The sequence below is a fragment of the Yoonia sp. JB2-21 genome (genome assembly GCF_055693545.1).
Genome location: NZ_JBVFUC010000001.1, coordinates 1606123 through 1620546 on the forward strand (window position 1 = coordinate 1606123; position 14424 = coordinate 1620546).

At 56.3% G+C, this 14424-nt stretch carries 15 protein-coding genes; 4 read left to right on the forward strand and 11 right to left on the reverse strand.

The genetic code is table 11. The features are described from left to right. Positions 1-21: 21 nt before the first annotated feature. Complete coding sequence (locus ACZ1G5_RS08055; protein WP_472732346.1) at positions 22-678, reverse strand: hypothetical protein; 657 nt, start codon at positions 676-678, stop codon at positions 22-24. Further along, positions 675-1271 carry a TetR/AcrR family transcriptional regulator gene (locus ACZ1G5_RS08060; RefSeq protein WP_472732347.1) on the reverse strand — a complete coding sequence of 199 codons (597 nt, stop codon included), beginning with the start codon at positions 1269-1271 and terminating at the stop codon, positions 675-677. The genes ACZ1G5_RS08055 and ACZ1G5_RS08060 overlap by 4 nt, the downstream gene beginning before the upstream one ends. Before the next feature lie 76 nt (positions 1272-1347). Between ACZ1G5_RS08060 and ACZ1G5_RS08065 the strand changes: the two genes are divergently transcribed. Beyond that, the gene (locus ACZ1G5_RS08065; RefSeq protein WP_472732348.1) at positions 1348-1737 is read left to right on the forward strand and encodes a RidA family protein; all 390 of its coding nucleotides are present in this window, start codon (positions 1348-1350) and stop codon (positions 1735-1737) included. A 130-nt stretch (positions 1738-1867) separates the two neighbouring features. On the opposite strand, the gene clpA is transcribed toward ACZ1G5_RS08065, so the two are convergent. Both clpA and gloB read right to left on the reverse strand, forming a co-directional pair. Then, the gene (gene clpA / locus ACZ1G5_RS08070) at positions 1868-4192 is read right to left on the reverse strand and encodes an ATP-dependent Clp protease ATP-binding subunit ClpA (RefSeq protein WP_472732349.1); all 2325 of its coding nucleotides are present in this window, start codon (positions 4190-4192) and stop codon (positions 1868-1870) included. 168 nt (positions 4193-4360) lie between these two features. Beyond that, entirely contained in the window at positions 4361-5134 is a 774-nt protein-coding gene (gene gloB / locus ACZ1G5_RS08075) for a hydroxyacylglutathione hydrolase (protein ID WP_472732350.1), read from the reverse strand. 63 nt (positions 5135-5197) lie between these two features. Between gloB and ACZ1G5_RS08080 the strand changes: the two genes are divergently transcribed. Further along, positions 5198-5977 carry a class I SAM-dependent methyltransferase gene (locus ACZ1G5_RS08080; RefSeq protein WP_472732351.1) on the forward strand — a complete coding sequence of 260 codons (780 nt, stop codon included), beginning with the start codon at positions 5198-5200 and terminating at the stop codon, positions 5975-5977. On the opposite strand, the gene ACZ1G5_RS08085 is transcribed toward ACZ1G5_RS08080, so the two are convergent. After that, positions 5978-6505: a CAP domain-containing protein gene (locus ACZ1G5_RS08085; protein ID WP_472732352.1), complete on the reverse strand. Its 528-nt coding sequence runs from the start codon at positions 6503-6505 to the stop codon at positions 5978-5980. 219 nt (positions 6506-6724) lie between these two features. Next, complete coding sequence (locus tag ACZ1G5_RS08090) at positions 6725-7267, reverse strand: CAP domain-containing protein (RefSeq protein ID WP_472732353.1); 543 nt, start codon at positions 7265-7267, stop codon at positions 6725-6727. 235 nt (positions 7268-7502) lie between these two features. Here ACZ1G5_RS08090 and ACZ1G5_RS08095 point away from each other — a divergent pair, with 235 nt between their 5' ends. Further along, positions 7503-8852, forward strand: coding sequence for a tetratricopeptide repeat protein (locus tag ACZ1G5_RS08095; protein WP_472732354.1), 1350 nt, complete (start codon positions 7503-7505; stop codon positions 8850-8852). Between the two features lie 47 nt (positions 8853-8899). Continuing rightward, the gene (locus ACZ1G5_RS08100) at positions 8900-10012 is read left to right on the forward strand and encodes a THUMP domain-containing class I SAM-dependent RNA methyltransferase (RefSeq protein ID WP_472732355.1); all 1113 of its coding nucleotides are present in this window, start codon (positions 8900-8902) and stop codon (positions 10010-10012) included. Here the strand turns inward: ACZ1G5_RS08100 and dxs are convergent. The 5 genes from dxs to pufA all read right to left on the reverse strand — a co-directional run bounded on the left by dxs (position 10009) and on the right by pufA (position 14416). Continuing rightward, positions 10009-11931, reverse strand: a complete 1923-nt coding sequence (dxs, locus tag ACZ1G5_RS08105) for a 1-deoxy-D-xylulose-5-phosphate synthase (RefSeq protein WP_472732356.1) — start codon at positions 11929-11931, stop codon at positions 10009-10011. The genes ACZ1G5_RS08100 and dxs overlap by 4 nt on opposite strands. 183 nt (positions 11932-12114) lie before the next feature. Then, positions 12115-12348: an RC-LH1 core complex protein PufX gene (gene pufX, locus ACZ1G5_RS08110; RefSeq protein WP_472732357.1), complete on the reverse strand. Its 234-nt coding sequence runs from the start codon at positions 12346-12348 to the stop codon at positions 12115-12117. Between the two features lie 11 nt (positions 12349-12359). Continuing rightward, a complete protein-coding gene (gene pufM / locus ACZ1G5_RS08115; protein ID WP_472732358.1) occupies positions 12360-13286 on the reverse strand; it encodes a photosynthetic reaction center subunit M in 927 nt (308 codons plus the stop codon). A gap of 14 nt (positions 13287-13300) precedes the next feature. Further along, the gene (pufL, locus tag ACZ1G5_RS08120; RefSeq protein WP_472732359.1) at positions 13301-14131 is read right to left on the reverse strand and encodes a photosynthetic reaction center subunit L; all 831 of its coding nucleotides are present in this window, start codon (positions 14129-14131) and stop codon (positions 13301-13303) included. 126 nt (positions 14132-14257) lie between these two features. Further along, positions 14258-14416 carry a light-harvesting antenna LH1, alpha subunit gene (pufA, locus tag ACZ1G5_RS08125; protein WP_008231903.1) on the reverse strand — a complete coding sequence of 53 codons (159 nt, stop codon included), beginning with the start codon at positions 14414-14416 and terminating at the stop codon, positions 14258-14260. Between the last annotated feature and the right edge of the window lie 8 nt (positions 14417-14424).

Consider the following 14424-nt stretch of genomic DNA (forward strand, 5'->3'; position numbering starts at 1 on the left):
TCTGCTTTGGCGATGCCGATATCAAATATCTTTTTCAACCAAATCTATAAGTTGCGTGATCAGATCAGCAGATTTCACTGGAGAGCCATGGCACGGCAACAAGATCGACGGTGCTGTCGCAGTCAGAAACTCAGTTGCCCAGGCTTTGTAAGAACCAGTGTCTTTCACACCGTAACGCGGAAAAGTTCCCAACAAGCTTGCGCGATCAGTATACGTTCCCGAAGGGTGGAGAACCGAGTTGAACGCATCGGTCACAGCCAGGGCGCAACCCGCATGTGATTTCACCTTCAACCAGATTTCCCCCGTTTTAAGGCCGTCAGGTTCATGCAAATCTGAGCCTTCAGGAAGTCTTTCTTGCAATCTATCAAGCGCTTCGAACGTCAGCCCCGTAATTTTCTTCAAGCGTGGCTGAGCGGTAGCGGAACAATACAATGAAGCATGTGGGAAGGCGTCACGATAGGCTAACAACCCTTTGTTGTGATAGTGATTGGGGGCCAATAGTGCGGTTACTTTCCCCATTTCCTCTTGACGCTGCGCAAGCGCCGTCTCCAGCCCGTTTACCGGGCTATACAGGCAAAGGCTCTTATCGCGCAGGCGGAAGACTGTGCAGCTCAGTTTCTTCGACCGAGCCACATACACACCGTCGAAGCCCTCAATCAATTGGACGTCAGCTTTCATTTGGATGCTTCCAAATCTGCAAGCATCACGCACATGAGATCAACCAGCGCCTGCCCGGCCGTTTGGTCCTGCTGCATGCGGTTCTCTGCGTGGATACCCATCACCGCAGACACCAGCGCGGTCGCCAATTGATCAGATGGAAAGGACCTCCGATCTTCTCGGGTCCTTTGCTCATTTTCAAGAGCATACAAGAAGTGATCTTTCAATTCTGACCAGTAAGTCGCCGTTGTCTTCGCTAATGCTGGGCTCTGGATCCTTGCGTTCTCGACGCCGGTGTTCACCATAAGACATCCGAACTGGCTAGACGTCATCGATCCGGGCGTCACAAGGCCACGCAAGAACAAGATGATCTCGGGAATGCCACCTTTCTTCATCGGTGCCATTTCATTCGTGATCGCAGCGTCGCCATAGTAGTGCAGCGCTTCCAAAAAAAGGCCCTCTTTACCTCCAAACTCCGACCGAATGGCGAATTGGTTGATCCCGGTAAGCTGTTCAAGTTCCCGAACGCCCAGGGCTTGGAACCCATGTTGCCAGAAGGCGGCACAGGCTTTCTCAACGGCTTCCTGTCGATCATAGGATTTGGGGCGCGGCATTCTTCAATCCATTTGACTATATCTATACATTCGCATAGTTATTATTTCAATGCAACTGTATAGGAATAAAATTGCGATGAGAGATGTAATTTTCCCAAAGGACAAGCAAGCGAACTACGACGCATATGGTTACGCAGCGGCTATCAGAAGCGGTGGTTTCCTTTTTGTGTCCGGACAAGTTGGTGTCGACGCAACAGGCGCTGCAATCATTGATCCAGGCGCTCAGTTCAGCCAGGCGTTTATGAATTTGGATGACGTCCTAAGCGCGGCAGGATGTAGTTTTGATGACGTTGTGGATGTCACCAGCTTTCACGTAAGCATGTATGACCATTTCGACGCTTTTGCCGCCGCGAAACAGTCCGCCTTTCCGAAGCCTCCGTTCCCGAATTGGACCGCCCTAGGGGTGGTCAATCTCGCGGACCCTAATCTGCTTCTCGAGATCAAAGTCGTCGCCAAGCTGCGATAAGCGAGTGAGCAAAGCAGCCACTGGTAGGCAGTGCGGCATTGGCCAAGCGGGCTCTTTCCAGACATTCAGCCAAGACCAAAAAAGGCCCGCCAAACTAATCACAGCGAGCCTTTGGATAGTTCGAACCGACTTAGTCAGCCGTCAACAACGGCGGTTTATCCCCACCACCGGCAATCCGGCCTTGCGCTGGTGCCTCGTACTTCAGGTCTAGCGCGCCCTTCTTGACGCCGACCTTTACGATCCCGCCTTTGACCAGCTTGCCGAACAACAACTCCTCGGCCAGCGGCTTTTTGATGTGTTCCTGAATGACGCGGCCCAAGGGGCGCGCACCCATTTTCTCATCATAGCCTTTATCGGCCAGCCATTCTGCCGCGGCGGGTGTCAGTTCAATATGTACATTGCGGTCAATCAGTTGTGCCTCAAGTTGCAGGACGAATTTCTCAACCACTTGCATGATCACAGGTTTCGGCAACGCGCCAAAGCTGATGATCGCATCCAGACGGTTGCGGAATTCCGGCGTGAACGTCCGCTCAATCGCGGCGGTATCTTCGCCGGTCCGCGCTTCACGGCCAAAGCCCAGCGCGTTTTTCGACATTTCAGCCGCACCTGCGTTTGACGTCATGATGATAATCACATTGCGGAAATCGGTGGTCCGTCCGTTGTGATCGGTCAACTTGCCGTGGTCCATGACCTGCAACAGAATGTTGTAGACGTCAGGGTGCGCTTTCTCCATCTCGTCCAGCAGCAGCACACAATGCGGGTTCTGATCGACGCCGTCGGTCAGCATACCGCCCTGATCAAACCCGACATAACCGGGAGGCGCACCAATCAAGCGGCTGACCGCGTGCTTTTCCATATACTCGGACATATCAAAGCGCATCAGTTCCACACCCAGCGTGTCCGCCAGTTGCTTGGCCACTTCAGTTTTACCAACACCGGTTGGACCCGCGAACAGGTAGTTCCCAATAGGCTTTTCAGGCTCACGCAGACCGGCACGCGCCAGTTTGATCGCCGATGACAGCGCTTCGATCGCTTGATCCTGCCCGAAGACCACGCGCTTCAGTGACTTCTCAAGGTCTTTCAGAACCTCCGCATCGTCCTTTGACACATTCTTGGGCGGAATGCGGGCGATCTTGGCCACGACATTCTCGATCTCTTTGGCGCCAATTGTCTTGCGGCGCTTGCTTTCAGCGACCAGATGCTGGGCGGCCCCAGCCTCATCAATCACGTCAATCGCCTTGTCGGGCAATTTGCGGTCGTTGATATAACGTGCCGACAGTTCAACAGCGGTCTTGATCGCGTCAGCGGTATATTTGATGCTGTGATGCTCTTCGAAATAGGGCTTCAGGCCCTGCAAAATCTTGATTGCATCAGGGACCGAAGGCTCTGTCACGTCAATCTTCTGGAACCGCCGCGACAAGGCGCGGTCCTTTTCAAAGTGCTGGCGGAACTCTTTGTAGGTGGTCGAGCCCATGCAGCGCAGCTTGCCACCCTGCAACGCAGGTTTCAGCAGGTTTGACGCATCCATCGCGCCACCAGAGGTCGCACCTGCACCGATCACCGTATGAATTTCATCAATGAACAGCACCGCATCGGGATGATCTTCCATTTCGGTCATCACGGCCTTCAACCGTTCTTCAAAATCACCGCGGTAACGGGTCCCAGCAAGCAGCGCGCCCATATCCAGCGAATAGATCGTCGCTTTCGATAGCACCTCTGGCGTTTCACCGTTCACGATCTTGAAGGCCAAGCCTTCGGCAATTGCGGTTTTACCCACGCCCGGATCACCCACCAACAGCGGGTTATTCTTGCGGCGGCGGCACAGCACCTGAATACAGCGTTCGACCTCATGCGCGCGGCCAATCAGGGGATCAACATCGCCCTTGGTGGCCTTGGCGTTCAGATCAACGCAGTATTTTGCCAATGCGCTTTCTTTTTCGTCACCTTCACCGGGGGCGATTGTCTCACCCTCTTCGGTTGATCCGGTCACTGGGCGCGATTCCCCAAATGCAGGGTCTTTCGCCACACCGTGCGCAATGAAGTTTACCGCGTCATAGCGGGTCATATCTTGTTCTTGTAAAAAGTAGGCGGCGTTGCTTTCGCGCTCTGCAAAGATCGCGACCAGCACATTGGCACCTGTTACTTCGCTGCGGCCGGACGATTGCACATGGATCGCGGCACGTTGAATGACACGTTGGAACGCAGCCGTTGGCACAGCCTCTGACCCTTCGACATCGGTGATCAAGGATGAAAGGTCATCCTCAATGAAACCTTCCAGATCCTTGCGCAGATCGTCCAGATTGACCGAACAGGCGCGCATTACGCGGGCGGCATCAGGTTCATCAATCAGCGCCAGCAGCAGATGTTCCAGTGTCGCAAGTTCATGTTTACGTTCATTGGCCAGCGCGAGTGCGCCATGAATGGACTGCTCTAGTGTTGTCGAAAATGATGGCACGTCTTGTGCTCCTTCACATCGGGGGCTGGCGTGACCCAACCGTGGCCTCTTACCCTTAAGGTTTGGTTTTATTCCCCAACCTTCAAGGACTTTTTCTATTTGCGCATCACAAAACACGTGATGCCCGAGATTTGACCTGCTTTTCACCACGCTTTCACAGCTTCGTGGTCAAAATTTGTCCTTCTGCGCCCGAATATAGGTAAACACGTCAACCGCAGACGCGTCCGCCATACCAATGGCAGCCTTAAATTCCGGGATATCAGCGCGCAAAAACGGATTTGTGCGCTTCTCTTCGGTCAACGTGGAAGGGACCGTTGGTGTGTCCGCAGCACGCGCTGCCTCAATCCCCTTGATACGAGAGATAAGGTCAGGATTATCTGGGTCAAGGGATGATGCGAAACGCGCATTTGCCATTGTGTATTCATGGCCTGAACAAACAACCGTATCATCCGGCAAGGCGCGCAGTTTTTGCATACTGTCCCACATCTGTGCGGGGGTCCCTTCAAACAGGCGACCACAGCCCAGTGCCATCAAGCTGTCAGCGGTGAAAACCAAGGCTGCATCGGGCATATGAAAAGCCACATGGCCAACGGTATGACCCGAGACATCAAAAATATGTGTCGGTTGATGACAAACGGTCATCACGTCGCCGTCTTCAACCTGCAAATCCAGATCGGGCAAGCGGTGTGCATCCGCCTTCGCGCCAATGACTCTGGCACCGGCGCGGAGGGCAGCAACACCGTCAATGTGATCATAGTGATGATGCGTGATCAGAATATCGGTCAGTGTCCAAGCGCGGGCATCAAGTGCTGCTTGGATTGGGGCGGCCTCGGGGGCGTCAACCAATGCGGTCTCGCCCGTCGCGCTATTGTGCACCAAGAAAGCGTAGTTATCGCTCAGACACGGCACCACGACCATTTCAACCGCTGCTGTCTTTGTCATGGCAAAGCCGCCTTCTCTTGATATGTTGCGCTCATAGCTTTGCCCAAGGAGCCGCAAACCGCAATGCATCTCGACGTTTTGGACTTGCGAAATTTCTATTATCGCAGTGCGCTGGGGCGTGCGGCGCAAAAGGTGATCCGGGATGAGCTGTGCACCATGTGGCCAGAGGCCAAGGGACAGATGGTGGTGGGGTTTGGGTTCGCGTTACCGCTGCTGCGGCCATTCCTGAAAGACGCGCGCCGGGTCATCGGGCTGATGCCAGGGCCGCAAGGGGTGATGCCCTGGCCTGCAGATGGCAAAAACGTCAGCGTGCTGTGCGAAGATACACTCTGGCCGATTGAAACGGGGCATGTGGACAAGCTGGTCATGCTGCATGGGCTAGAGACCACCGAGCAGCCTTCGCTTTTGCTGGATGAAGCTTGGCGCGTGCTTGGCCCCGGTGGACGAGCCGTCTTCATTGTACCAAACCGCGCAGGGCTGTGGTCGCGCTCGGATGCGACACCATTTGGCTATGGCAGACCCTACTCTCTTAGTCAGTTAGATGCGCAACTCAGGCGGCACCAGTTCGTGACAGAACGGACAATGTCGGCGCTGTATCAACCACCATCGGCGCGAAAGATATGGCGCAAATCGGCAGGTTTCTTAGAAAAAGCAGGACACAACATGCCCTTCGTCGCGGCAGGTGGTGTCTTGATCGTTGAAGTGAGCAAGCAAATGGCGGCACCCACGCGACCGGGGCTGACAGAAGCGGTGCGCAAACCGCTCAAGGCGCTGGAAGGTATCGCAAAACCCAAACCAAAGCCCGAAACAGCGCGCGTTCCAGAACCTTTGAGCGAAAGCTAACTACCGTTCCGTCGCAAAGACCAAGACCCAATATTGGCTGGATCCGGCCCCGGCTTTCGCCAACGCGAAGTCTTCGAAATTCGGGTTCACATTGTTACGCTGGTGGCCGGGTGAATTGACCCACGCTTGCAAAACCGCCTCTTCGTCGCGCTGTCCACGGGCAATATTTTCCGCGACCGTGCGCCATTGATAACCCGCAGCCGTCACGCGATCACCCACAGACGATCCATTGCTGCCGGTATGAGAGAAAAAGTTGTTGCGCAGCATATCGTTGGCATGGCCCTGCGCGGCACGACCCAATCGGGCGTCATAGGACACCGGGGCAGAACCGGCATTCGACCGCACGTTATTGAGCATGCTGGCAAAATCACCTGCGGGCGCTGAAACAACGACGTCCTGAACGGGCGGCGGCGTAGGGGATGGTGACGCGCTGGCAGAGGTAACAGCGGGTTCGTTAGACATACTCCCACCCGATCCACCGCATGCGGCGGTAAGAAAGATGGCAAAGATCGCTAGTGTATTTTTCATTTGGTCGCTCTTGTCAGTGGCTGATAGGGCTTAACGCAAGCCGATCTCGTCTGACAATTCACCGCATCAGAATGATCGAATATGGGCGGGACTACGCTGCATCCTTACGCAGCCCCGCCAGAATTCCGCCGAGGTTTGTAACAAAAAGACCGTGAAAAACCTCAGTGCTTCACGGTCTTAATTCTCATGCTGCCGTCAAACGAAACGGCGCGACAAGTGCTAGCTTGGGTCGACCACAATGAGCGCCCATCTTTGGTTGGATCCTGACCCAGCTTTACCAAGGCCAAATGTATTGTAGCCCGGCTCGAACTCCAGCTCGTCTTCCAGTGTCAGACCGGTATCACCTTCGACGCCATCACTTGTCCGAAGCGCGAGCAATTCGTCAAACAATGCCTGACCATTCGCCTTCTCGCCCTGCGCCACCATTTGAACAATGTTTTCCCAGGTGAAACCGGCATCGTTCAGGTCATCACCCAAATCGCGACGTCCGTCGCTTGCCGTGCCGTCAGTGCTGCCAAGCTCAAAGATGCTCAGATAGTTGCGATCAACCATATCTTGCGCGTGATCTTGAGCAACTTCACCAACAGTTTGGTTGTAGGCCAATCCCGGCAAACCGACGCCGCGTGCACCATTGAGGGCGGTAGCCATCTCAGCGTTTGCAACGGTATCAATCCCCGCCCGGGTGACATCAGCACCGCCACCGCCGCCTCCCATACATGCAGGAAGTGCCAATAGTGCCAAGAAACCAACTGTCTTTTTCATCAAAATCTCTCCAATACGCCCCAAACGATTGCTAACTGCAAGAGCTTACATGTAAACCCAAAATCGCAGTTGTCCTGATCAAAAGCAACTATCCGCCCACATCAATACAAAACTTGCTGGACAAATCTCCTTCAAAATCACCGCAACTTGCCTAAAATGCATATCTTTGTATTGCTGCCGCGGACATGATTATAAAGCCAACAAAATGAACTCTTGCTTAAAAATTTGCGCGATCATGCTGTGCCTAAGCGTGAATGCAACACAGGTATCAAGCCAGACAGCAACATCACCCTTGCAAACGCAGGCCGAGGCCGCTTTGGTCGGAGAGAACCCTGCGCAAGCCGCCGCACTCGCACAACAAATCCTGTCGCAAGACCCCGACAACTATCCCGCGCTCTTCGTGCTTGCATTGGCGCAATCGGACCTTGGCGATCATGCGCAAGCTGCAAGGACGGGCGCACAAGCCTATGATGTCGCGGCCGACGACAGCACAAAGTTGCAGGCGGCGCGACTGGTCGCCAGCGCGCGGTTCCGTCTGCGCCAATATGTCCGGGCCGAATTTTGGCTGCGCCGCGCCATCAACCATGCTTCAACCGAAGAAGAACAGCTTGGCGTCGCCCGCGAATACGTCAGAACGGTTCAGGCCAACCCGCTGTCATTCCAGTTCACGGCATCGGTCGCACCATCCGACAACATCAACAACGGGTCAGAGGACGGTATCCTCAGCTTTGAAACAATCGGCCTGTCTTTTGAACTTCCTGAAAACAGGCGCGCGCTGTCCGGGGTCGCCTTTTCGGGCAGTGCCCGCGCTGAATATCGCCTTGAGCAAACCAGCAACCACCGCTCTACCCTCACAGCATTCGCATCAGGCGAGACCTTTACGCTCTCATCCGAAGCAAGAGACCTTCTTGATTCCTCTCCCAATCCAAACGTCCGCGATGTTGAAGGAAGTGACTTTTCGACACTTGTTGCAGAGCTTGGGTTCACGCACCAACAAAACAACCTCAGTCCTTTGGGCCCGCTCATCGGAAGCGTGAACTTTGGAACCTATTGGGAAGGCGGCGAACGTCTGATCAACTACCAAGACCTGATCTTGCAGCAATTCATCCCGATTGACAACAGAAATGCAGTGAACCTGCGAGCATCGAAGCGGGACCAGCAGGCGCTGATATCGCAGTTGGTCGACTCTGAAGCCTACGATCTACTGGGCTCCTATACACGCCTGCTTAGCAACAATGACCAACTGCGCCTAAGCCTCGCTTGGCGCAAAAACGATGCGGGTTTCGAAAATCTCTACTATGAATACCGCGCAAGCCTTGGATACTCGCCAGCGGAACCGCTTCTTAATACACGCTGGTCGACATCCTTCGAAGTGGGCTACCGCACATATGACGAGTTCACGACAACCCTCGACGGGCGACGCGACAGGTTTGTGTCAGCCGAAATCAGCGCGATCTTTGAAGAGATCAGCTATTTCGGTTTTTCACCCAGCATGTCTGTATCGGCCAGCCGCACAGACTCCAGCGCCGAAGAAATCACCTCTTCAACCTTTCAGGTTCTGTTGGGCATTGAATCGAACTTCTAGCGCCTTGTCGTTTGCATCTTGTCGGCAAAGGCCCTTATGCACGGTGAATGAACGACAGTTTCGAAATCTTCATGGTCGCCACACCGGGACTTGAACAAGCATTGCTTGCAGAGGCGTTGGACAACGGCTTTGCCGACGCCAAAGCCACGTCCGGCGGGGTCGCGATCCTTGGCACCTGGCACGACGTCTGGCGTGCCAATCTGGTGATGCGCGGGGCCACGCGGGTGCTGGCGCGGGTCGGCAGTTTCATGGCGTTTCACCTCGCGCAACTGGATAAACGAGCGCGCAAGTTTCCATGGGGTGATATCCTGCGAACGGACGTACCTGTCAGGGTCGAGGTCAGCACTTCGAAGAAGTCCAAGATCTACCATGCCGGTGCCGCGACCCAACGGATCGAAACCGCGTTGAAAGACAGCCACGGCATGACCATCAGCGCGGATGCGCCGGTCGCCATCAAAGTGCGTATCGACGACAACCGGGTAACGATCAGTGTTGATACATCCGGGGAAAGCCTGCACAAGCGCGGGCACAAAGAAGCCGTGGGCAAAGCACCCATGCGCGAAACGCTGGCCGCCCTGATGCTGCGGGAATGTGGGTACAACGGGACAGAGCCAGTGTTGGACCCGATGTGTGGGTCTGGCACCTTCGTGATCGAAGCGGCTGAGATCGCGATGGGGCTACGCCCCGGCCGCAGCCGTGACTTTGCGTTCCAACAGCTTGCAACCTTTGATGAGGGCGCTTGGGAGGCGATGTGTAAGGTGGATCACATCCACCGCCCCATGCAACATTTCTGCGGCAGCGACCGCGACGCCGGTGCCATCCGCATGGCCACTGCCAACGCCGAACGGGCGGGCGTCGCGGCTCACATCACTTTCCAAAACCTCTCTGCCGCTGACATCACACGGCCCGCAGGCCCACCCGGCCTGATCATCTGCAATCCGCCCTACGGCGGGCGGATCGGCAACCAGAAAATGCTCTATGGCGTCTATGCCGGGCTGGGCGAGGCGATTAGACGAGAGTTCTCGGGTTGGCGGGTCGGGATTGTGACCAGCGAGGCGGGACTGGCGAAGGCAACGGGGCTGCCGTTCAAACCCAAAGGTGCCCCCATCCCGCATGGTGGGCTGAAAGTGTGGCTGTTTCAGGCAGGAACGCTCGGCTAAACCCCAACCTCGACCCGCTTCACTTCAATCCCCGCCGCCTGCATCGCTGTCGCGGCAATATCCACCGCTGTCAGCCCTGCGTCCGCGTACATCGCATCTGGCGACGCATGATCAATATAGCGGTCCGGCAGCGTCATCGTCCGCACTTGGCAGCGCCCGCCCAGCAGCCCATCGTTGGCCAGATCATGCAGCACCATCGCGCCGAAACCGCCGCGCGATCCTTGCTCTACCGTGATCAGCGCCTTGTGGTTGCGCAGCAACTGCCGGATCAGTGCGTGGTCTAGTGGTTTGGCAAAGCGTGCATCTGCAATTGTCGTGCTCACACCTTGGGCAGCTAGCTTTTCGGCAGCCTTGTGACATTCGCCCAGATGCGCCCCGAACGACAGGATGGCCACGTCAGACCCTTCCTGCACGATCCGGCCTTTGCCGATCTCGATCAGGTTACCCCGTTCGGGCAGCTCAATCCCCACGCCTTCGCCCCGCGGATAGCGGAATGCAATCGGCCCGTCGTCATAGGCCGCAGCGGTGCGCACCATATGCATCAGTTCCAGCTCATCCCCCGCCGCCATCATCACCATATTCGGCAAGGCAGAGAGGTAGCCGATATCAAAGGCACCCGCATGGGTCGGCCCATCGGCCCCCACCAGCCCGGCACGGTCTATCGCAAAGCGCACGGGCAGGTTTTGCAAGGCCACATCGTGGACCACCTGATCGTAGCCGCGTTGCAGGAAGGTCGAATAGATCGCACAAAACGGTTTCAGTCCGCTCGCCGCCATCCCGGCGGCGAAGGTCACACCGTGCTGCTCTGCGATGCCAACATCATACACGCGGTCCTTGAACCGCGCGCCCATGATATCGACGCCAGTGCCAGAGGGCATCGCGGCGGTCACTGCCACGATACTGGGGTCCATCTGCGCCTCGGTCGTCAGCGCAGACCCGAATACCTTGGTATAGCTGGGCGCGTTGGGTTTGGATTTCGCCTGTGCGCCAGTCGCGACATCGAATTTGGACACACCATGCCCGCAATCGGCACTATCTTCTGCAGGGGCGTATCCTTTGCCCTTGGTCGTGCAGACATGGATCAAGACAGGGCCCGTCGCGCGGGTCCGCGCTGCGCGCAAGACTGGCAAAAGCTGGCTTATGTCATGGCCGTCAATCGGACCGATGTAGGAAAAGCCCAGCTCTTCGAACAGCGTCCCTGACCCACCCGTTTGCATGCCAGTGACCAGATTGCGCGCACGGCGTGCATGGTCCCTCAGGGGGCCGGGCAAAGCGGCCTCAAACCCTTCGGCCATCTTGTGCAGCTCGCCCATGGGCGACGCATAGAGGCCCGACAGATATTTCGACATCGCACCTACAGGCGGGGCAATCGACATTTCATTGTCGTTCAAAATCACAAACAAGCGGCGGCCCTCGGCGCCGGCGTTGTTTAGCGCCTCATAGGCCATGCCCGCACTGATCGAACCGTCACCGATCACGGCAATCGCGTCACCTGTCGGCATGCCCATATCGCGGCCCACGGTGAAACCCAGTGCCGCAGAAATCGACGTGCTGGAATGGGCCGCACCAAAGGGATCGTAGTCACTCTCTGCGCGTTTAGTGAAACCGGACAGGCCGCCCTCTTGGCGCAACGTCCGGATCCGGTCGCGCCGACCCGTCAAAACCTTATGCGGATAGCACTGGTGGCCCACATCAAAGATCAGCTTGTCGCGTGGTGTGTCAAACACCGCATGGATCGCTGTCGTCAGCTCAACCACCCCCAGCGAAGACCCCAGATGCCCGCCCGTTTCGGACACGGCAGAAATCACCTCAGCGCGTACATCGTCAGCCAGATTGGCGATGGCGGTATCATTCATGCGGCGAATGTCGGCGGGGCCTGTGACGCTATCGAGGAACGGCGTGTGGGGGCGATTGGTCATAACGGCACCTTTGTGATAACAAAAAAGCGTCGCAAAAGGGTGGAGCCCTATTGCGACGCTAGTTCTCCTGTAGCCAACAGGAAGGGAACTGGGGCATTCACCCCAATATCGGGCCAGCCAGGGAGGGTAGCCCGATGGCGAAGAAACAGGCGGGGCGTCGCGCGCCGCCTGTTTCTGTCTCACTCAGACCTGTACGGTCTCTTCGATCTCGATCACCAGCGATGACCGGTTGATCGGATCAGGCGTGTCACGGCTTTCTTCCGGCAGGATGCGCCCGATAAAGGCCATCGCTGCAATCACGAACCAGACGGCAAGCACGAACACAGCGGCATAGCCCGCCCCTTTGAGCATCAAGAGCGTGATATCGGCTGTCAGCCTGCTCTTTTCGCTCATGTCGAGGATGTTGTCGTTTTTCATCATCTCTCTCCTTAGTTCAGCGGCGCGTAGCCGTGCTGCTGCGCCCAAACAAACCAGTTATCAACAACCGTACCGGTCAACAGAATTCCGATACCGCCAGTCAGCGTTGTCAGAACTGCGAACCACCACGCCCAGCGGTGGATACCTTCCATGGTGGCGTTAAAGCCCATGGTCCAGCGCCAGAAAAGGGCGGCACGCTCGGTCGCGGTACCGCGGTCCACGATCTGTTCGATCTCGCGCTCACCGCCGAAGCGGCTGACCGCAAGGATCGTCGCACCGTGCATCGCAAACAGCAGGGCAGACCCATAAAGGAACGCAATGCTCAAAGCGTGGAACGGATTGTAGAACAGGTTGCCATATGTGATCGAAAACAGGTTCGTCCAGTCAAGGTGTGAGAAGACGCCATAAGGCACCATTTCAGACCAGTCGCCCATCAGGATCGGACGGAACAGACCCAAGACAAGGAACAACCAGATCGCAGAGGCGAAGGCCCATGCCACGTGTTTGCCCATGCCCAGCGCTTCTGCGCGCAGGTATGTCCGCACCCACCATGTGATCACAGAGATCAGCAAGAAGAACGACGCGATCATGAAGTACCCGCCGTCATTCATGGGTGGCATGCCCAAACCGTAACCGGGTGAAGGCGGATCAAGCGACAACCAGAACAGATCGCGCAGGAAAATCGCCGGGTTGTAATCGGCCTGCGCCCAGAAGGACAAACCAACCATGACAAACCAGATCAGACCGGTCGCCAGTGAGATCACCCCGAAGGAGCCCAGATAGATCGGGCCTAACTGTGCGTTGCCGAACAAGCCCGCAAGTTTCGAGAAACCCGCCCCTTTGCCGCGGTCGATTGCAGCGCCGTCGAAGCCTTCGACGCCCATTTCAGGCGGTCCTTGGACCTGAACCTGGGTGAAAATGTTTTGATATTCAGCCATTGTTCATATCCTCCTTACAGTTCCACCCACCAGGGCAGCTCATAATACCAATCCCACCAGACGATCCATTCTTCGAACCAGACGGTGCCTGAGATGACGATGCAAATCGCAGACCAGAAACCCGCGTTCAGCGCCAAGAACAGGCCAAGGCGGTGAATCCCCAACGGCCCGATCGAATAGCCGATCAGATCGCGGAAATAGGTGTCTTCATGATCAGGTGACTTGATCTCTTGGCCCTTGGGCGGGTTCACGGCCGACAGTACCAGCGAGCCGTGCAGCGCAAGCGCCAGACAGGTGGTAAAGAAGAACGTGATCGCGATCATATGGACCGGATTGTAGTGAAAGTTGCCGTAGGTGTAGCCCACGTTATTGACCCAATCGAGGTGGCTGAAGATGCCATAAGGGAAACCATGCCCCCAAGCACCCAGCAGCACCGGGCGGATCACAACCAGCGTGACATAGGCAAAGATGGCAACGCCAAAGGCAAACGGCACGTGATAGCCGATGCCCAGTTTGCGGCAAATCTCGACCTCGCGCAGCATCCAGCTGACGAATGCGCCAATCGCGCACATCGTGATGATCTGCCACAAACCGCCATCCAAAAGCGGGGCAAGGCCAAGACCATACTCCAACGGTGGTGGGTTGATAGATATCAGCCACGGGTTCCATGTCGGGCCTTGGCTGGCCCCGTAAAAAATCAAAATCGTCCCTAGGACGGCGAAAAAGAACGTCGTAACCCCGAAGAAGCCCACATAAAATGGCCCCACCCAAAAGTCGAACAGATCACCGCCTACCAATGTCCCGCCACGGACCCGGTATTTTCTCTCGAAGCTGAGCTGTGCCATCTTCCAATCTCCATTCATCGACAGGCCCTGCGTCCCCGTTCGGGCGCGCCCTGTCATCGTCAATGTCGGTGTTTGCTACGGGCGGACGGATGCCCGCCCGCAGCTTAGTCTTGCGGCAAAAGCCGGTTACATTCCGCCACCGAAGGCGAGTTGGAACCAGTTTGTGCTTTCATTGCTCAGCAGGACGAGGTGAATCATCGCTGCGAGAAGAAACAGGAATACGCCCTGAGCCACGAAAACGCGGCGTGGGTCGAATACCAGCCAGATCTTGTAGAACTGTGCCATGTGCTATT

What these genes read in the sequence shown, in the direction of transcription:
- ACZ1G5_RS08055 (WP_472732346.1), bottom strand. Translation starts at nt 678, where the DNA reads ATGAAAGCTGACGTCCAATTGATTGAGGGCTTCGACGGTGTGTATGTG.
- ACZ1G5_RS08060 (WP_472732347.1), bottom strand. Translation starts at nt 1,271, where the DNA reads ATGCCGCGCCCCAAATCCTATGATCGACAGGAAGCCGTTGAGAAAGCC.
- ACZ1G5_RS08065 (WP_472732348.1), top strand. Translation starts at nt 1,348, where the DNA reads ATGAGAGATGTAATTTTCCCAAAGGACAAGCAAGCGAACTACGACGCA.
- gloB (WP_472732350.1), bottom strand. Translation starts at nt 5,134, where the DNA reads ATGACAAAGACAGCAGCGGTTGAAATGGTCGTGGTGCCGTGTCTGAGC.
- ACZ1G5_RS08080 (WP_472732351.1), top strand. Translation starts at nt 5,198, where the DNA reads ATGCATCTCGACGTTTTGGACTTGCGAAATTTCTATTATCGCAGTGCG.
- ACZ1G5_RS08085 (WP_472732352.1), bottom strand. Translation starts at nt 6,505, where the DNA reads ATGAAAAATACACTAGCGATCTTTGCCATCTTTCTTACCGCCGCATGC.
- ACZ1G5_RS08090 (WP_472732353.1), bottom strand. Translation starts at nt 7,267, where the DNA reads ATGAAAAAGACAGTTGGTTTCTTGGCACTATTGGCACTTCCTGCATGT.
- ACZ1G5_RS08095 (WP_472732354.1), top strand. Translation starts at nt 7,503, where the DNA reads ATGCTGTGCCTAAGCGTGAATGCAACACAGGTATCAAGCCAGACAGCA.
- ACZ1G5_RS08100 (WP_472732355.1), top strand. Translation starts at nt 8,900, where the DNA reads ATGAACGACAGTTTCGAAATCTTCATGGTCGCCACACCGGGACTTGAA.
- dxs (WP_472732356.1), bottom strand. Translation starts at nt 11,931, where the DNA reads ATGACCAATCGCCCCCACACGCCGTTCCTCGATAGCGTCACAGGCCCC.
- pufX (WP_472732357.1), bottom strand. Translation starts at nt 12,348, where the DNA reads ATGAAAAACGACAACATCCTCGACATGAGCGAAAAGAGCAGGCTGACA.
- pufM (WP_472732358.1), bottom strand. Translation starts at nt 13,286, where the DNA reads ATGGCTGAATATCAAAACATTTTCACCCAGGTTCAGGTCCAAGGACCG.
- pufL (WP_472732359.1), bottom strand. Translation starts at nt 14,131, where the DNA reads ATGGCACAGCTCAGCTTCGAGAGAAAATACCGGGTCCGTGGCGGGACA.
- pufA (WP_008231903.1), bottom strand. Translation starts at nt 14,416, where the DNA reads ATGGCACAGTTCTACAAGATCTGGCTGGTATTCGACCCACGCCGCGTT.